14 protein-coding genes are annotated in these 16,090 nt (G+C 72.9%); 9 read left to right on the forward strand and 5 right to left on the reverse strand.

Annotation, left to right across the window (positions count from 1 at the left end):
- Positions 1 to 14: 14 nt before the first annotated feature.
- On the reverse strand, positions 15 to 1,169 hold the full coding sequence (locus tag ACR68M_RS02195) for a GDSL-type esterase/lipase family protein (protein ID WP_441248657.1): 1,155 nt from the start codon (positions 1,167 to 1,169) through the stop codon (positions 15 to 17).
- A gap of 181 nt (positions 1,170 to 1,350) precedes the next feature.
- Positions 1,351 to 2,703, reverse strand: a complete 1,353-nt coding sequence (locus tag ACR68M_RS02200) for an aminotransferase class I/II-fold pyridoxal phosphate-dependent enzyme (RefSeq protein WP_441248658.1) — start codon at positions 2,701 to 2,703, stop codon at positions 1,351 to 1,353.
- 34 nt (positions 2,704 to 2,737) lie between these two features.
- Here ACR68M_RS02200 and ACR68M_RS02205 point away from each other — a divergent pair, with 34 nt between their 5' ends.
- The 7 genes from ACR68M_RS02205 (at position 2,738) to ACR68M_RS02235 (ending at position 9,176) form a co-directional block, all read left to right on the forward strand.
- Entirely contained in the window at positions 2,738 to 3,400 is a 663-nt protein-coding gene (locus ACR68M_RS02205; RefSeq protein ID WP_441248659.1) for a pyridoxamine 5'-phosphate oxidase family protein, read from the forward strand.
- Positions 3,401 to 3,412: 12 nt separating this feature from the next.
- Complete coding sequence (locus tag ACR68M_RS02210) at positions 3,413 to 4,045, forward strand: FMN-binding negative transcriptional regulator (RefSeq protein WP_441248660.1); 633 nt, start codon at positions 3,413 to 3,415, stop codon at positions 4,043 to 4,045.
- Positions 4,046 to 4,407: 362 nt separating this feature from the next.
- Positions 4,408 to 5,742, forward strand: coding sequence for a sugar porter family MFS transporter (locus ACR68M_RS02215; protein ID WP_441251809.1), 1,335 nt, complete (start codon positions 4,408 to 4,410; stop codon positions 5,740 to 5,742).
- Between the two features lie 54 nt (positions 5,743 to 5,796).
- Complete coding sequence (locus ACR68M_RS02220) at positions 5,797 to 6,489, forward strand: dienelactone hydrolase family protein (protein ID WP_441248661.1); 693 nt, start codon at positions 5,797 to 5,799, stop codon at positions 6,487 to 6,489.
- 49 nt (positions 6,490 to 6,538) lie between these two features.
- Complete coding sequence (locus tag ACR68M_RS02225; RefSeq protein WP_441248662.1) at positions 6,539 to 7,765, forward strand: MFS transporter; 1,227 nt, start codon at positions 6,539 to 6,541, stop codon at positions 7,763 to 7,765.
- A gap of 13 nt (positions 7,766 to 7,778) precedes the next feature.
- Positions 7,779 to 8,297, forward strand: coding sequence for an HAD domain-containing protein (locus ACR68M_RS02230; protein ID WP_441248663.1), 519 nt, complete (start codon positions 7,779 to 7,781; stop codon positions 8,295 to 8,297).
- Between the two features lie 51 nt (positions 8,298 to 8,348).
- Positions 8,349 to 9,176 (forward strand): PhzF family phenazine biosynthesis protein, encoded by an 828-nt coding sequence (locus tag ACR68M_RS02235; RefSeq protein WP_441248664.1) that lies wholly within the window; start codon positions 8,349 to 8,351, stop codon positions 9,174 to 9,176.
- Here the strand turns inward: ACR68M_RS02235 and ACR68M_RS02240 are convergent.
- Positions 9,154 to 9,927, reverse strand: a complete 774-nt coding sequence (locus ACR68M_RS02240) for a CPBP family intramembrane glutamic endopeptidase (RefSeq protein ID WP_441248665.1) — start codon at positions 9,925 to 9,927, stop codon at positions 9,154 to 9,156. The two genes, ACR68M_RS02235 and ACR68M_RS02240, sit on opposite strands and share 23 nt — an antisense overlap.
- A gap of 81 nt (positions 9,928 to 10,008) precedes the next feature.
- Entirely contained in the window at positions 10,009 to 11,508 is a 1,500-nt protein-coding gene (locus ACR68M_RS02245) for a glutamate-cysteine ligase family protein (RefSeq protein ID WP_441248666.1), read from the reverse strand.
- A gap of 365 nt (positions 11,509 to 11,873) precedes the next feature.
- On the opposite strand from ACR68M_RS02245, the gene ACR68M_RS02250 reads away from it, so the two are divergent.
- Both ACR68M_RS02250 and ACR68M_RS02255 read left to right on the forward strand, forming a co-directional pair.
- On the forward strand, positions 11,874 to 12,473 hold the full coding sequence (locus ACR68M_RS02250; protein WP_441248667.1) for a hypothetical protein: 600 nt from the start codon (positions 11,874 to 11,876) through the stop codon (positions 12,471 to 12,473).
- A gap of 339 nt (positions 12,474 to 12,812) precedes the next feature.
- Positions 12,813 to 13,007, forward strand: a complete 195-nt coding sequence (locus ACR68M_RS02255) for a DUF5999 family protein (protein WP_441248668.1) — start codon at positions 12,813 to 12,815, stop codon at positions 13,005 to 13,007.
- Positions 13,008 to 13,104: 97 nt separating this feature from the next.
- Here the strand turns inward: ACR68M_RS02255 and gcvP are convergent, their stop codons facing one another.
- A complete protein-coding gene (gcvP, locus tag ACR68M_RS02260; protein ID WP_441248669.1) occupies positions 13,105 to 15,999 on the reverse strand; it encodes an aminomethyl-transferring glycine dehydrogenase in 2,895 nt (964 codons plus the stop codon).
- Between the last annotated feature and the right edge of the window lie 91 nt (positions 16,000 to 16,090).

The following is a 16,090-nucleotide window of genomic DNA, read 5'->3' on the forward strand; positions in this document are numbered from 1 at the left end:
CCGTCCGGCCGGGATCAGCCTGCCGTCAGGTACATCCCGGTGGCGTCCTTGCCCGCCGTGTTGCGGCAGGCGTAGTTGCCCACGGGCTGGGCGTAGAGCAGGGTGACGCAGCGGCCGAGGGCGAGCTGGCCGTAGTAGTCCGGGTGCATGGACTCCTGGACGGTGCCCTGGCTGGCGCTCATGCCCGCGTCGACGAAGCGGGCCCACTCGCTGGTGGTGGCGGAGGGGGCACTGCTGCTGGTGGCGAGCTTGGTGGCGGTGGAGCAGACCTCGCGGCCCTGAAGGACGTCCCGCAGGTCGAGGAACTGCGCGCCCTCGGCGGCGGCGACGGCGGCCAGATGGTCGGAGATCTCCGGCACCATGCTGTCCCGGGCCCAGTCGGAGTCGTCGTTCCAGAACGGGCAGCCGCCGGTGCTGGCCCGGCTCCAGCCGCTCTCGGGGTAGCGGTTCTCGCTGCTGCGCGGGATCGGCGAGGGGTAGGACTGGAGGACGAGGCGGTAGCTGCCGGGGGCGTACCCGTCGGCGGACATCACGGCCCGGATCTCCTCGATCGACTTGGTGACGCCCGCCATGGCGGCGTCCATCTTGGCGTCGATGGCGGCCTGCTGGTCGTCGTGGCAGTAGGAGTACCAGATCAGGTAGTCCTTGGCGCAGGTGGTGATGACGTCGGCGAAGCCGAGGTCGTTGCCGCCGATCGAGAGGGTGATCAGCTTGACGTTGTTGCTCGCGGCGACGGCGGCGAGCTGGTCGGCCTGCGGGGCCTCACCCTTGTAGCCGACGCCGCCGTTCGCGGCGCGGAACACGTTGGCGGTGACGGCGCCGGAGCAGGCCAGGTTGATCTGGGCCTGGGCGACGGCGGAGGCGCTGCGGATCTCCGCGGAGTCGGAGCGGTCGCACCCGCTCGCGTAGGTGGAGCCGTAGACCTTGGACGGGTCGTAGCTGCTGCCCGTCCAGGCGCGGTCGGTGCCGGCCCGGCTGGTGCTGGTGGCGTCGCTGTTGCCCTTCCAGCGCCCGGCCTCACCGGAGATGTAGCTGTCTCCCATGGAGACGCTCGCGGTGGGGCCGGTCGGGGCGGTCGCGGCGACGGCGGGTGCCGCGACCGCGAGCAGGGGCAGGGCCAGGGCGGAGACGGCCAGGAACGAAATCAGTCTTCGACAGGATGGAGGCACGGGGGAACTCCTGCGGACGGCCTCCCGTATGTGGGGTCGGGAGGCTCGGGTGAGGGTAAGCCGCCGGCCGGTGGCGCGATGAATGTGACATGAGCGCGCTTGTTACCGCTAGGTATCTGCACCATGTAATTCGCTGTGTTACCGGTGAGTTCAGTTCTGTTGCCGAGATCACATGCCAAGATCACATCTGCCGTGACCTCCCCGTGGCCGAGGCGAGCACCGCCGCCAGGTCCGCCGCCAGCCGCGGCGCCTCCCCGGGCGCGAGCGAGGCGATGGTGATCCGGACCCCGAACGGCGACTGCATCCGGAACCGGGCGCCGGGCGCAACCACCCAGCCGCGCTGGACCAGCGCCGCGACCACCCCGGACTCGTCCGGCACCGGCACCCAGACGTTCAGCCCGCTCTCCCCGTGCGCGGCGATCCCGTGCGCCGCCAGCGCGCCGAGCAGCGCGTCACGGCGGGCCCGGTAGGCCGCCGCGACCCGCCCGACGGGCGCGGCGTCGGTGCGCCAGAGCTCCGCGACGGTGCGCTGGAGCAGCAGGCTGACCCAGCCGGTGTCCAGCCGCTGGCGGCCCAGCACCAGGTCGACGACCTCCTGCTCGCCGATCAGCACGGCCAGCCGCAGGTCCGGCCCGTACGCCTTGGCGGCCGAGCGGACGACGGCCCAGCGCCCGGTGGTGAGCGTGCCGTCGGGCCCGGCGGCGAGCGACTCGTACGGCTGGTCGACCATGCCGTGGCCGTGGTCGTCCTCGATCAGCAGGGTGCCTGGGTGGGCGGCGAGGACGGTGCGCAGCTCCGCCGCGCGCCCGGCGGTGAGCGCGGCGCCGGTCGGGTTCTGGGCGCGGACGGTGACGATCGCCGCGCGGGCGCCGCCCGCCAGCGCCTCGGCGAGGGCCTCCGGCAGGGGCCCGTGGTCGTCGAGCCGCACGGGCACGGGGCGCAGCCCGAGGGCGGGCAGCAGGTCGAGGAGGCTGCCCCAGCCCGGGTCCTCGACGGCGACGGTGTCGCCTGGGCGCAGCTGGGTGGTGAGGATGCGCTCGATGGCGTCCAGCGAGCCGGAGCAGACGGCGAGCGGCCCGTCGGGGGTGCCGTCGGCGAGGAAGCCCGCGCGGGCGAGGGAGATCAGGCCGGGGTCGGTGGGCGAGTGACCGTAGAGCACGGGCTCCCGATCGCCGGCCGCCGCCGCGACGGCGACGGCGGGGGCGAGGGCGGGCAGCAGGGCGGTGTCCGGGTTGCCGGCCGAGAGGTCCCGGGCGCCGGGCGGCACGGGGATGCGGACCTGGTCCCGGGGGGTGGTGACCGGCCGCTGGCGGATGTGGCTGCCCTTGCGCCCGGCGGTCTCGATCACGCCCCGGTCGCGGAGCAGCCGGTAGGCGGCGGCGACGGTGTTGGGGTTGACGCCGAGCTCGCCCGCGAGGTCGCGCAGTGGCGGGAGGGCGGCGCCGGGCTGAAGGCGGCCGGCGCCGACCGCGTGTTCGATGTCGGCCGCGATCTCGCTGGCACGACGTCCTTTGATCCGATAGTCTCCTAGCACAAAGGCAAGTATGCACTAGTACATAGGGGATGTCATGTCGGACGACACGCAGACCTACGCCCGCACCGACCGCACCACCCCGACCCGCTACCGCGACCGGGCGGTGTGGGAGCGCGAGGCCATCCACGCGATCCTCGACAGCGCGTACATCTGCCACCTCGGATTCATAGCCGACGGCGCGCCCGTCGTGCTGCCCACCATCTACGCCCGGGTCGGCGACCGCCTCTACGTGCACGGCTCGACCGGCAGCCGCCCGATGCGCGGCGCGGGGGCCGACGAGGGCCTGGCCGTCTGCGTCACCGTCACGCTGGTGGACGGGCTGGTGCTCACCAAGGCGGCGTTCAACCACTCCGTCAACTACCGCTCGGTGGTGGCCCACGGCACCGCCCACCAGGTCACCGACCCCGAGGAGCTGGCCGTCGCGGTCGACGCGCTGGTCGACCACTCGGTGCCCGGCCGCTCCGACGACATCCGCCGCCCCACCGCCAAGGAGCTCGCGGCGACGGCCGTGGTGCGGCTCGACCTCGACGAGGTCTCGGCCAAGAGCCGCACCGGTGGTGCCAACGACGACGAGGAGGACCTCGGCCTGCCGTACTGGGCCGGAGTCGTCCCCGTCACCACCGTGCACGGCACGCCCGAGCCGCACCCCTCCACCGACGTGCCGCTGCCCGCCTACCTGACCGACCTGCACCGCTGAGGAGACCGACCCGTGCTGATCAGATCCTGGGACCGGGGCACCGAGGCCGAGTGGCGCCAGTGGCTGGCCGCCGGGCGGGACTTCGGCCTGCTCGCCGCCAACGGCCCGGCGGGCAGCGGCCCCGTGCTCGTCCCCACCCACTTCCTGCTGGACGCCGACCAGGGCGAGATCCTGCTCCACCTCGGCGCCCCCAACCCCATCTGGGCCGCCCTCCGGGCCGACCCGCACGTCACGCTCTCCGTCACCGGTGACTACACCTTCGCCCCCGGCCACTGGCGCGGCGAGCCCGGCACGCCGACCAGCTACTACACGGCCGTGCACTTCGCCTGCACCGCCGAGATCGTCGAGAGCCGGGCCGGCAAGGCGGAGATCCTCAACCGCCAGCTCGAGCACTTCCAGCCCGAGACCCCCGACACCCGCGTCGTCCCCGGCGAGGAGCCCTTCGGGCCGCTGCTCTCCGGCATCCACGGCCTGCGGCTGACGATCCAGAAAGTCGACGCCAAGTTCAAGTACGACGACAAGAAGCCCGCCGACCAGCAGGCCGCCCTCGCCGACCGCCTGGCCGAACGCGGCGAACCCCTCGACGAGGCCGCCCGCCAACAGCTCCTCCGCCGCCTGGCCCGCCGTCAGGGCTGCCCCGCCTGACTTCGCGCGACCGGCCGGCCAACCCCAGGGGCGCGGGGAACTGCGCGAAATCGGGAGTAGCGGTCCGGTGCCTTCCGCCTCGCGCACGCGGTCAATGAGCAGAGCCCCGCGCCCCTGGGTTGACTGTGGGCCCTGACGCCCGGTCAAGCTGCGTCCGGACGGGTGGTGGCTCGGGCCGTCGGCCACGCGCGCCGCGCGGTTCCCGGGTGCGGCTGGTGCAATGGTGAGCCGGAGCCTGTCCATCCGGCCGCGTGGGTGGGCCGCCGCACCGTCAGGAGCTCGTCGTGTCCGCCTCCTCCCGGGTCCGTGCCGGTGCCGAGACCCATCTGGGCCACGTCGTCTTCATCTCGGCGGCCGCCGCCATGGGCGGATTCCTCTTCGGCTACGACAGCGCCGTCATCAACGGCGCCGTCACCGGGATCCAGAAGCACTTCCACGTCGGCAACGGCGAGACCGCCTTCGTGGTCGCGATCGCCCTGCTCGGCTCGGCGGCCGGCGCCGTCGTGGCCGGCCGCCTCGCCGACCACTTCGGCCGCGTCAAGGCGATGCTGCTGGCCGCCGTGCTGTTCGCGATCAGCGGCGTCGGCTCGATGTTCCCGCCCAGCGTCCAGGTGCTCGGCTTCTGGCGGGTGGTCGGCGGCGTCGCGATCGGCATCGCCTCGGTGATCGCACCGACCTACATCGCCGAGGTCGCGCCGACGGCCTACCGGGGGCGGCTCGCCTCCTTCCAGCAGCTGGCGATCGTGCTCGGCATCACCATCTCCCAGCTCGCCAACTACGCCCTGAACCAGGCGGCGGGCGGCGACTCCACCGGCCACCTCGGCGGCATCCAGGCCTGGCAGTGGATGCTCGGCGTCGAGACCGTCCCGGCCCTGGTGTACGGGGTGATGGCACTGGCCATCCCCGAGTCGCCGCGCTTCCTGCTCGCGGACGGGCGCGAGGAGCAGGCCCGCAAGGTGCTGCTGGAGGTCGAGGGCGAGGGCGTCGACCTGGACGCCCGGGTCACCGAGATCCGCGCGGTGCTGGACACCTCGCACAAACCCCGGATGAAGGACCTGCTCGGCGGCCGCTTCGGCCTGCTGCCGATCGTCTGGGTCGGCATCGGCGCCTCGGTCTTCCAGCAGTTCGTCGGCATCAACGTGATCTTCTACTACTCGTCCTTCCTCTGGCAGTCCGTCGGCATCGACGAGAGCAACTCCCTGCTGATCAGCCTCTCCACCTCGATCGTCAACGTGATCGGCACGGTCATCGCGATCGCCCTGGTCGACCGGATCGGCCGCAAGCCGCTGGCCCTGGCCGGATCGGCCGGGATGGCGCTCGCGCTCGGCACCGCGGCCTGGGCCTTCTCCTTCCGGGTCGGCACCGGCGACACCGCGACGCTCGCCGACAGCTACGCCACCACCGCGCTCGTCGCGGCGCACGTCTTCGTGCTCTGCTTCGCCTTCTCCTGGGGCGTGGTGGTCTGGGTGCTGCTCGGCGAGATGTTCCCGAACCGCATCCGGGCGCTGGCCCTCTCGGTCGCCGCGTCCGCACAGTGGCTCGCCAACTGGGCGATCACCGTCAGCTTCCCCGACCTGTCCGACTGGAACCTCTCGGCGACGTACGTCGTCTACTCCTGCTTCGCGCTGCTCTCCATCCCGTTCGTGGCCTTCTGCATCAAGGAGACCAAGGGCCGCGCGCTGGAGGAGATGGGCTGACAGGCCGTCGGCAGGGCCCCGGCACCCCGTACCCGACCAACCGCGGAGAGACCCATGGGCGGTTCCCGGCAGAACGTCACCTTCCCCAGCAACGGCGCCACCGCGCACGGGCACCTCGCCCTGCCGCCCGCCGGTGTCGGCCCCGGCCTGGTGGTCGTCCAGGAGTGGTGGGGGCTGACCTCCCACATCGCGGCGATGACCCAGCGCTTCGCGGCCGAGGGCTTCGTCGCGCTCGCCCCCGACCTGTACGGCGGCGCGACCACCCACGACGGGGCGGAGGCCGCCGAGTTGCAGCGGGCGCTCCCGGCCGAGCGGGCCGCCCGCGACCTGCGCGGCGCGGTGGACTTCCTGCTCGACCACCCGCAGGTGGTCGGCGACGCGGTCGGCGTGGTCGGCTTCTGCATGGGCGGCGGCTTCGCGCTGACGCTGGCCGCCCAGGAGGGCGACCGGGTCGCGGCCGTGGTGCCGTTCTACGGCCTGCCGACGGACCCGGAGTTCGACTACCGGGGGCTGACGGCCCACGTGCTCGGGCACTTCGCCGAACGCGACCGCTCCCTGCCGGTCGCCCGGGTCGACGAGGCGGCCATCCGGATCGGCGAGGCGACCGACCTCCGCCCGGAGATCCACTTCTACCCGGCCGGGCACGCCTTCATGAACGACGAGAACCTGCGCGGCACCCACGACGGCCTCCAGGCCCGGATCGCCTGGCAGCGCACCGTCACCTTCCTCTGGGGTCACCTGGGGTAACGCTCCGTATTCGATGGACAGATCATCATCTCTTGGCCATAGTCCGGTGGTGAACAGCCGACACCAACTGCCCGCCTGGGCCGACCGCACCTACCGGATCCAGACCACCGCGACGGTCGTCAGCGGGCTCGGCAACGCGGCGGCGCCGATCGCCACCGCGTTCGCCGTCCTCGCCATCGGCGGCGGCACGACGGAGATCGGGTACGTCACGGCGGCTCGGCTGGTGCCGACGGTGCTCTTCCTACTTATCGGCGGCGCGCTCGCCGACCGGCTGCCGCGCCACCACGTGATGGTCGCCGCCAACCTCTTCAACGCGCTCTCCCAGGCGGTGTTGGCCGTCCTCGTGCTCGGCGGCGGCGTCCGGCTCTGGGAGTTGCTGCTGCTCTCGGCGGCGGGCGGCGCCGGGCAGGCGTTCTACCAGCCGGCCTCCCTGGGTGTCATCGTGCAGAGCGTGCCGCCGGAGCACGCCGGCAAGGCCTTCTCGGTCTACCGGATGGCGCTGAACGGCGCGCAGATCGGCGGCGCGGCGCTCGGCGGCGCGCTGACGGCCGCCTTCGGCCCCGGCTGGGTGCTGGCGATCGACGCCGCAGGCTTCGCCGTCGCGGCCGGGATGCGGGTCTTCCTGCGGATCGAGGCGGCCCCGGCCGCCGACGGCGGCGGGCACGGCATGCTGCACGAACTCCGCGAAGGTTGGCGCGAGTTCGCCTCCCGGCGGTGGCTCTGGGCGATCGTCCTGCAGTTCGCCGTGGTGATGGCCTGCGTCGAGGCCACCGAGACGGTCTACGGCCCGGTCGCCGCCCAGCGCCACCTCGGCGGCGCCCGCGACTGGGGGCTGGCGATGGCCGCCTTCGGCATCGGCATGGTGGTGACCGGCCTCCCGATGGCCGCCTGGCGGCCCCGCCGCATCCTGCTCGCCGGCAACTACGGCGTCTTCCTCTTCGCCTGCCCCGCCCTCGCCCTGGCCACCACCGCACCCCTGCCCGTCCTGGCCACCGCGATGTTCGCCGCCGGAGCCGGCGTCACCCTCTTCGGCGTCAACTGGATGATCGCCCTCCAGCAGGAGATCCCCACCGAACTCTTCTCCCGCGTCTCCGCCTACGACTCCCTCGGCTCGATCGTCCTGGCCCCCGTAGGCACCGCCCTGGCCGGCCCCGCCGCCGACGCCCTCACCCTCACCGGCGCCCTCTGGACCTGCGCCCTCCTCACCCTCCTCCTCGCCGCCCTGGCCCTCACCGTCCCCGAGGTCCGCACCCTCGGCCGGCCCGCCACCGCCTGACCCCGGAGCCCGGATGCCGAAGCCACTGCTCTTCCTCGACGTCGACGGCGTCCTCAACCCCGACACGCCCGACGACCACTTCGAGACCCACACCCTCCTCGACTGGCCCGTCCACCTCTCCCCCCGCCACGGCGACTGGCTGCGCGAGCTCGCGGGCCCGTACAAACTCTGTTGGGCCACCACCTGGGAGGAGGACGCCAACAGGCACATCGCCCCCCTGCTCGGCCTCCCCCGCCTGCCGGTGGTCCGCTTCGCGGGGTACGTCCCCGGGCCGGACGACCCCAGGCTGCCCGTCCTGGACATCATCCGGGCCGCCAAGTGGGCACCACTGCTGCGCTACGCCGAGGGCCGCCCGTTCGCCTGGGTCGACGACCTCATCCCGGGCAGCCTGCGGCGGCGCTCGCTCTGGCGGCGCGACCGACTGCTGCTCCGGACGGACCCCGCGCACGGGCTGCAACGGCACCACGTCGAACGGCTGCTCGCCCGGCCGCCCCGGCCCCGACTCACCGCCGGGCGCGAGCAGTCCACCTGAGGCGAATTGGCACTTGTCCGCCCCTGAGGCGGTGCCCCTACAGTCGGGGGTATGCGGATCAGAGTCATCGATGCCTTCACCGATCGCCCGTTCGCGGGGAACCCTGCGGCCGTCTGCGTGCTGGACGGCCCCGACTGGCCCGAGGAAGGTTGGATGCGGCGGGTCGCCGCCGAGGTCAACCTCTCCGAGACGGCGTTCGTCCGGCCGGCGGGCGGTGACGGCGGGGCCGGGTGGGCACTTCGCTGGTTCACGCCCACCGAGGAGGCCAATCTCTGCGGGCACGCCACCCTCGCCACCGTCCACGCACTGCGGGCGGACGGCCTGCTGACGGAGGGCTGGGCGGGCTTCGCCAGCATGAGCGGCGTCCTGCGGGCCCGCCCCGAGCCCGACGGGACGATCACCCTCGACTTCCCGGCCAACCCGCACGACGCCGTCCCCACCCCGGCCGGGCTGCCGGAGGCCCTCGGCGCAGCCGTCCTCGGGGCCTTCGACACCGGTGCGCTGGGCGATCTGCTGGTGCTGCTCGCGGACGAGAAGGCCGTCCGCTCGCTCACCCCGGACATCGGCGCGATCGGCGCGCTGCCGCTGCGCGGCGTGATCGTCACCGCCCCGGCGGACGACCCCTCGGGGCCGTACCAGTTCGTCTCCCGATTCTTCGGCCCGGCCGTCGGCATCCCGGAGGACCCGGTGACCGGCAGCGCGCACACCGCGCTCGCGCCGTTCTGGGCGGCGCGGCTGGGCGGTACGAGGCTGACGGGCTACCAGGCGTCGGCGCGCGGCGGCCTGGTGGTCTGCGAGCTGACGGCAGGCCGCGTCCTGCTCTCGGGCAGTGCGGTCACCGTGCTGGAGGGGGTGCTCAGCCCGTCGGCAGCCAGCTGACGTGCCCGGCGAGCAGTGCGTACCCGACGAAGGCGACGGTGTCGATCAGCGCGTGCGCCACCACCAGCGGCATCACCCGGCCCCAGCGCCGGTACAGCAGGCAGAAGACGGCGCCCATCACCATGTTGCCGATCAGCCCGCCGACGCCCTGGTAGAGGTGGTACGAGCCGCGCAGCACCGAGCTGGTGACGAGGATCGCGGGCCAGCTCCAACCGATCTGGCCGAGGCGGCGGATCAGGTAGCCGAGGACGACCACCTCCTCCAGGATCGCGTTCTGCCAGGCGGAGGCGATCAGCACGGGGATGCGCCACCAGACGTCGGGCAGCCCGGACGGCGCCACCGTCAGGTTGACGCCGAAGGCCTGCGCGCCGAGGTAGAGGGCGAGGCCGGAGCCGCCGATCGCGGCGGCGACGGCCGCGCCGCGCCCGAGGTCACCGGCCTTGCGCCGCAGGTCGAAGCCGAGCACCCGCAGCGAGGCGCCCTCCCGGACCAGCAGGTAGCCGACCAGCGCGACGGGCATCAGGCCCTTCGCGACGTAATAGACCTGCCAGGCGAGGTCGAGCCACGGACGCCCCGGTGCCCGCGAGGCGTTCAGGGTGGCGACCTGCTTGCCCAGCGCGAGCGGCTCGGTCAGCGATCCGCCGAAGCTGATCAGCGCGGCCACACCGCTGGCCCCGAGCGACAGCCCGAGCACGATCAGCAGCTCGACGCCCAGCAGACGGCGCGACGGCACAGCCGTATCAGTGGTCACCAGCGCATCTCCAGCACGCCGGTCATCCTTCCACACCGCCCTGAGGCGGCCGGGCCCGAGGGCGTGCCGGAGCGGGCCCCGCTACCCCACCGGCCAGGTGTGCACCGGCTCGCCCGTCCGCATGTGCTCCATGTACCGCCGGGTCATCGCCGCGATCGAGGCCGCGCGGTCCATCCCGTACTGCTCGCGCAGCCGGTGCACGGTGGCGCTCTGCCAGGCCGCGCCGTTGGTGCGCCGCAGGCAGCGCTGCTCGATGATGCCGAGGTAGCGGTCGCGGTCGCCGGGCTCGACGCCCCACTTGTCGAGGCCCTGGTACGCGAGCGGCAGCAGGTCGTGCAGCACCAGGTCGGTGACGGCGACGGCGGCCGTGCCGCGTGCGCCGCGCCCGTGCCGGGGCCACTGGAGGACGGCGTCGATGCCGTACCGGGCGGCGGTGCGGAAGTTCTCCTCGGCCTGCGCGAAGGGGAGCCGGCTCCAGATCGGCCGGGGCTGCTCGGCGAGCATCCGGACCAGCCCGTAGTAGAAGGCGGCGTTCGCCAGCGTGTCGGCGACGGTGGGCCCGGCGGGCAGGCAGCGGTTCTCGACCCGCAGGTGCGGCACGCCGCCGGCGACGTCGTAGACCGGGCGGTTCCAGCGGTAGATGGTGCCGTTGTGCAGCCGCATCTCGAACAGCCGGGGGATGCCGCCGGAGGCCAGCACCTTGGCCGGGTCCTCGTCGTCGCAGATCGGCAGCAGCGCGGGGAAGTAGCGAAGGTTCTCGGCGAAGAGCTCGAGCGCGGAGTCGACCCAGCGCTCGCCGAACCAGGTGATCGGGCGCACGCCCTGCGCCTTGAGCTCCGCCGAACGGGTGTCACAGGCCTGTTGGAAGAGTACGGGGCGCGTCTCGCGCCAGAGCTCGCGCCCGAACAGGAACGGCGAGTTCGCACCGAGCGCCACCTGGACGGAGCAGATCGCCTGAGCGGCGTTCCAGACCGAGGCGAAGCGCTCGGGGGTGACCTGGAGGTGCAACTGGACGGAGGTCGCGGCGGCCTCGGCGACCATGCTGACGGATTCGACCGAGAGCCGTTCGACGCCCTCGATGTCGAGGGCGATGTCCTCGCCCCGGGCGGCCAGGATCTGGTCGCTGAGCAGGGTGAACCGGTCGCTCCGGGACATCGCCTCCAGCCCGGTGTGGTCCAGGTCGAGGGTCGGCAGGATGCCCACCATGACGATCCGGGCGCCGACCTCGGCGGCCTGCCGGTCGGCGTACCGCAGGCCGGCGTCGAGCTCCTCGCGGAGTTCCTCCAGGACGTGGCCGCCGAGCCGCCGGGGGGCGATGTTCACCTCGATGTTGAAGCGGCCCAGCTCGTTCTGGAAGTCGCTGGAGGCGATCGCGCCGAGCACCTGCTCGTTGTTCATCAGCGGCAGGCCCTGCTCGTCCGCGAGGTTGAGCTCGATCTCCAGGCCCATCATGGCCCTGGGGCGGTCGAACCGGCCCTCCCTCAGCATCCGCTCCAGCGCGTCGAGACAGTGCTGGAGCTTCCGGCGGTACAACTGCCGGTCGGAGAGTTCCGCGCGCGTCGCCACGACCTTCTCGCCCATGGGTGCCCCTTCACCTAGGTCGACAGTTCCTGCGAAATGCCTGGCCTGCATCATGCCCGGCCGGAAGATCGATACCCCAGCGCTCGAACAGCTCGACGACACAAGAGATCTGACGATCAGTCAGTGATTCCTCAACTTGCCCCGCACCACTGAACGTGATATGAAGGTCACCCTGCGCACCTGTTCGAGAGAATTCGCACTGCGCTCTGCCCGGGTGTCATGCCGCTCCGAGCCATCGTCGACGGCAGGCCCCCCGCCCGCACCGCGATCATGCCCAACCGGACACGGCTCAGGTTTCCGTCACACCCAATGCCAGCCGGTATGCCGCACTCGCACGCCGATCTAGCACGGAGAGGCGCCCCGCCATGACTCTGCAGACCCCTCAGCCCCCGCCCAGCGCCCTGCGCGCGGTGCTCGCGGCACTCGACTCCGAGGCCGCACTGCGCTCGCCCGCCGCCACCGCCCTGCGCGGAGCGGGTGGCCCGCTGCTGCCGACCCACCCGCTCGCGGTGCACGTGTTGAGCGGGCGTGGCGCCGAGCTCTTCACGGCGCCGCGCACCGGCTGGCGGTTCCTCGTCCAGGCCGGTCCGAGCCGCTCCCAACCCGGCCCGACGGTCGCGGTCGCGGCAGCCGAGGTGGTCGAGACCGGTGACGGGCACGCCTTCTCGCACTTCACCGCCGGGCCCTACCTCGACTCGACCGTCCGGGCCCTGCGCCAGGCCTGGCAGCTGGCCCAGGCCTCCCGCTCGCGCCACCAGCCGAGGCTGCTCTCGATGCCCGGCCACTACGCGACGGCCCTCTGGCTGCACCACCCCGAGCCGAGCCCGGCCACGGATCTGCTGATCCCGCTCGCCCCGGCCCCGCTCGGCGTCACGGCCCACCGCGTCTACCCGGCGGCGGAGCTGCTGGCCCTGCTGGAGCGGGCCACCGCCGGCTCTCCGCTGGCCCTCGGCCTGTCCTCCTGACCCGCACGGCCCGACCCGCACAGTCTGATCCGCGCGGTTGCCCGGGGGTGCCACGAGGGCACCCCCGGGTAGTGCGGTCGGCATCCACCGCCTGACCCCTTCGGACCGGACCACCCACCTGAACGGGTGGTCCGGACGATCAGTTGTGGCGCAAATCACCAAACTGCTGCGCGGCGGCGCCCGGAGGCAGACACTGGGTACCGACGCGGGAAAGCGGATGCCTACCCGCGCGAGCGCCGGCTCACACCCGAACCGGCGGGTAGGTTCCGGTCAGTACGGCGAACGCCCGGGGGCGGCCGTGCGGCAGGCCGGTCCGCAAGCGAAGCGAGGGTACGAGCTATGTGCCAGCACCGTCCTGAGTGTCCGTCGGCCGAGTCGAACGACCGTGAGGCGGCCGTGCCCGTGGCACGCCACCCCGAGCAGGGCTGGAGCCTGCTCTGCAACGGCGTCCTGGTCTTCGACGACACGGGTGAACTGCTGCCCGACGGCCGGGTCATCGCCCCGCGCCGCCCGCTGGTCCTCGCCGTCGGCTGAGCCCAGCCGGTCGGGCCCGGAACGCAGTGGGCCCCGGAGGAGAGCTTCTCCTCCGGGGCCCACTGCGTTCACTCAGCGCACGGGCTCAGCGCACGGCTCAGACGCCGTAGTCGTCCAGCGGCGGGCAGGAGCAGACCAGGTTGCGGTCGCCGTACGCGCCGTCGATCCGGCTCACCGGCGGCCAGTACTTGTCCGCGGGGTTGACCCCGGCCGGGAAGACGGCCTCCTGGCGGGTGTAGCCGTGCTCCCACTCACCGGCCATGGTGGCGGCGGTGTGCGGGGCGTTGCGCAGCGGGTTGTCGTCCGCCGCCCAGGTGCCCGAGCCGACCTTCTCGACCTCGCCGCGGATCTCGATCATCGCGTCGCAGAAGCGGTCGATCTCGTGCAGGTCCTCGGACTCGGTGGGCTCGATCATCAGCGTGCCGGCCACCGGGAAGGACATGGTCGGGGAGTGGAAGCCGTAGTCGATCAGGCGCTTGGCGATGTCGTCCACGGTCACCCCCGTCTCCTTGGTGAGCGGGCGCAGGTCGATGATGCACTCGTGCGCGACCAGGCCGCCGGGGCCGGTGTAGAGCACCGGGAAGTGCGGGGCCAGCCGCTTGGCGATGTAGTTGGCGTTCAGCACGGCGACCTGCGTCGCGTGCTTGAGGCCCTCGCCGCCCATCAGCCGGACGTACGCCCAGGAGATCGGCAGGATGGCCGCCGAGCCCCACGGAGCGGCCGAGATCGGGCCGACGCCGGTGGCCGGGCCCGCCTCGCTCTGCAGCGGGTGGTTGGGCAGGTACGGCGCGAGGTGCGAGCGCACCGCGACCGGGCCGACGCCGGGGCCGCCGCCGCCGTGCGGGATGCAGAAGGTCTTGTGCAGGTTGAGGTGCGAGACGTCCGCGCCGAACTTGCCCGGCTTGGCGAGGCCGACCAGGGCGTTCAGGTTGGCGCCGTCGACGTACACCTGGCCGCCGGCCTCGTGGACGGCCGCGCAGATGTCGGTGATCTCGGTCTCGTACACGCCGTGGGTGGACGGGTAGGTGACCATCAGCACGGCGAGCTGGTCGCGGTGCTGCTCGATCTTGGCCTTGAGGTCGGCGACGTCGACGTCACCGTCGGTCAGGGTCTTGACGACCACGACGCGCATCCCGGCCATCACGGCGGAGGCGGCGTTGGTGCCGTGCGCCGAGGAGGGGATGAGGCAGACGTCGCGCTGGGTGTCGCCGTTGGCGCGGTGGTAGGCGCGGACGGCCAGCAGGCCGGCCAGCTCGCCCTGCGAGCCCGCGTTCGGCTGGATGCTCACCGCGTCGTAGCCGGTGACCTCGACGAGCTGCTGCTCCAGCTGACGGATCAGGGTCAGGAAGCCCTGCGCCTGCTCGATCGGCGCGAAGGGGTGCAGCTGGCCGAACTCGGGCCAGGTGACCGGCTCCATCTCGGTGGTCGCGTTGAGCTTCATGGTGCAGGAGCCCAGCGGGATCATGCCCCGGTCCAGCGCGTAGTCACGGTCCGCCAGGCGGCGCAGGTAGCGCAGCATGGCGGTCTCCGAGCGGTGGCTGTGGAAGACCGGGTGGGTCAGGTACTCGTCGGTGCGCAGCAGGGCGGCGGGCAGCGCGTCGGCGCTCTCCTCGACCTCCGTGGCGGTGACGCCGAAGGCGGACCAGACGGCGGCCAGGTGCTCGCGGGTGGTGGTCTCGTCGCAGGAGACGGAGATCAGGTCGGCGCCGTCCTGGTGGACGTTGACGCCGTTCGCGCGGGCGGCGGCGGCGACCTCGGCGGCCTTGCCGGGGACGCGGGCGGTGACGGTGTCGAAGAACTCGCCGTGCACCAGCTCGACACCGCCGGCGCGCAGGCCCGCGGCGAGCGCGGCGGCGTAGCGGTGGGTGCGGCGGGCGATGTCGGCCAGGCCGTCGGGGCCGTGGTAGACGGCGTACATCGAGGCCATCACGGCCAGCAGCACCTGGGCGGTGCAGATGTTGGAGGTGGCCTTCTCGCGGCGGATGTGCTGCTCGCGGGTCTGCAGGGCCAGGCGGTAGGCGCGGTTGCCGTCGGCGTCGACGGAGACGCCGACCAGGCGGCCGGGCAGGCTGCGGGCGTACTCGGCGCGGACGGCCAGGTAGCCGGCGTGCGGGCCGCCGAAGCCCATCGGGACACCGAAGCGCTGCGAAGTGCCGCAGGCGATGTCGGCGCCGAGCGAGCCGGGCGACTTCAGCAGGGTGAGGGCCAGCAGGTCGGCGGCGACGGCGACGATCGCGCCCAGGCCGTGGGCCTGCTCGATCACCGGGGCGAGGTCGCGGACGGCGCCGGAGGCACCCGGGTACTGGAGCAGCACGCCGAAGACGCCGCGCTCGGCGATCTCGGCGGGGATGCCCGCGGAGAGGTCGGCGACGACGACCTCGACACCGGTCGGCTCCGCGCGGGTGTTGATCACCGCGACGGTCTGCGGCAGGGCGTCGGCGTCGACCAGGAAGACGCCGTCCTTGACCTTGCCGACGCGGCGGGCCAGCGCCATCGCCTCGGCGGCGGCGGTGCCCTCGTCGAGCAGCGAGGAGCCGGAGGTGGCCAGGCCGGTGAGGTCGGAGACCAGGGTCTGGAAGTTGAGCAGCGCCTCCAGGCGGCCCTGCGAGATCTCCGGCTGGTACGGGGTGTAGGCGGTGTACCAGGCCGGGTTCTCCAGCACGTTGCGCAGGATGACCGGCGGGGTGAAGGTCCCGTAGTAGCCGAGGCCGATCATCGGCTGCAGCACCGTGTTGCGGGAGGCCAGCTCGCGCAGCTCGGCGAGCACCTGGGCCTCGCTGCGCCCGGCGGGCAGGTCGAGCGCCGTGATGCTGCGGATGGCCTCGGGCACGGCGGTGTCGGACAGCTCGTCGAGCGAGCCGTAGCCGACGAAGGCGAGCATCTTGTCCTGCGCGGCCGCGTCGGGGCCGATGTGGCGCGTCTCGAACGGGCTGGCCTGCTCGAGCTGGGTGAGCGTCGCGTCGCTGTGGCGACCGGTGGTCTGGGCGTTCATGGGGGTCGAGGCCTCCTGGTCACGGACCGGCGGGGGTACGCACCACGGAGGGCCCTGTGCCGCTGTGGGACAGCGGGGGCTCCCTGGGTAC

The organism is Kitasatospora sp. McL0602 (assembly GCF_052076145.1).
Lineage (GTDB): Bacteria > Actinomycetota > Actinomycetes > Streptomycetales > Streptomycetaceae > Kitasatospora.

Coding starts and splice junctions, on each gene's coding strand:
- ACR68M_RS02205 (WP_441248659.1), top strand. CDS start 2,738: ATGTCGGACGACACGCAGACCTACGCCCGCACCGACCGCACCACCCCG.
- ACR68M_RS02215 (WP_441251809.1), top strand. CDS start 4,408: ATGGGCGGATTCCTCTTCGGCTACGACAGCGCCGTCATCAACGGCGCC.
- ACR68M_RS02220 (WP_441248661.1), top strand. CDS start 5,797: ATGGGCGGTTCCCGGCAGAACGTCACCTTCCCCAGCAACGGCGCCACC.
- ACR68M_RS02230 (WP_441248663.1), top strand. CDS start 7,779: ATGCCGAAGCCACTGCTCTTCCTCGACGTCGACGGCGTCCTCAACCCC.
- ACR68M_RS02235 (WP_441248664.1), top strand. CDS start 8,349: ATGCGGATCAGAGTCATCGATGCCTTCACCGATCGCCCGTTCGCGGGG.
- ACR68M_RS02245 (WP_441248666.1), bottom strand. CDS start 11,508: ATGGGCGAGAAGGTCGTGGCGACGCGCGCGGAACTCTCCGACCGGCAG.
- ACR68M_RS02250 (WP_441248667.1), top strand. CDS start 11,874: ATGACTCTGCAGACCCCTCAGCCCCCGCCCAGCGCCCTGCGCGCGGTG.
- ACR68M_RS02255 (WP_441248668.1), top strand. CDS start 12,813: ATGTGCCAGCACCGTCCTGAGTGTCCGTCGGCCGAGTCGAACGACCGT.
- gcvP (WP_441248669.1), bottom strand. CDS start 15,999: ATGAACGCCCAGACCACCGGTCGCCACAGCGACGCGACGCTCACCCAG.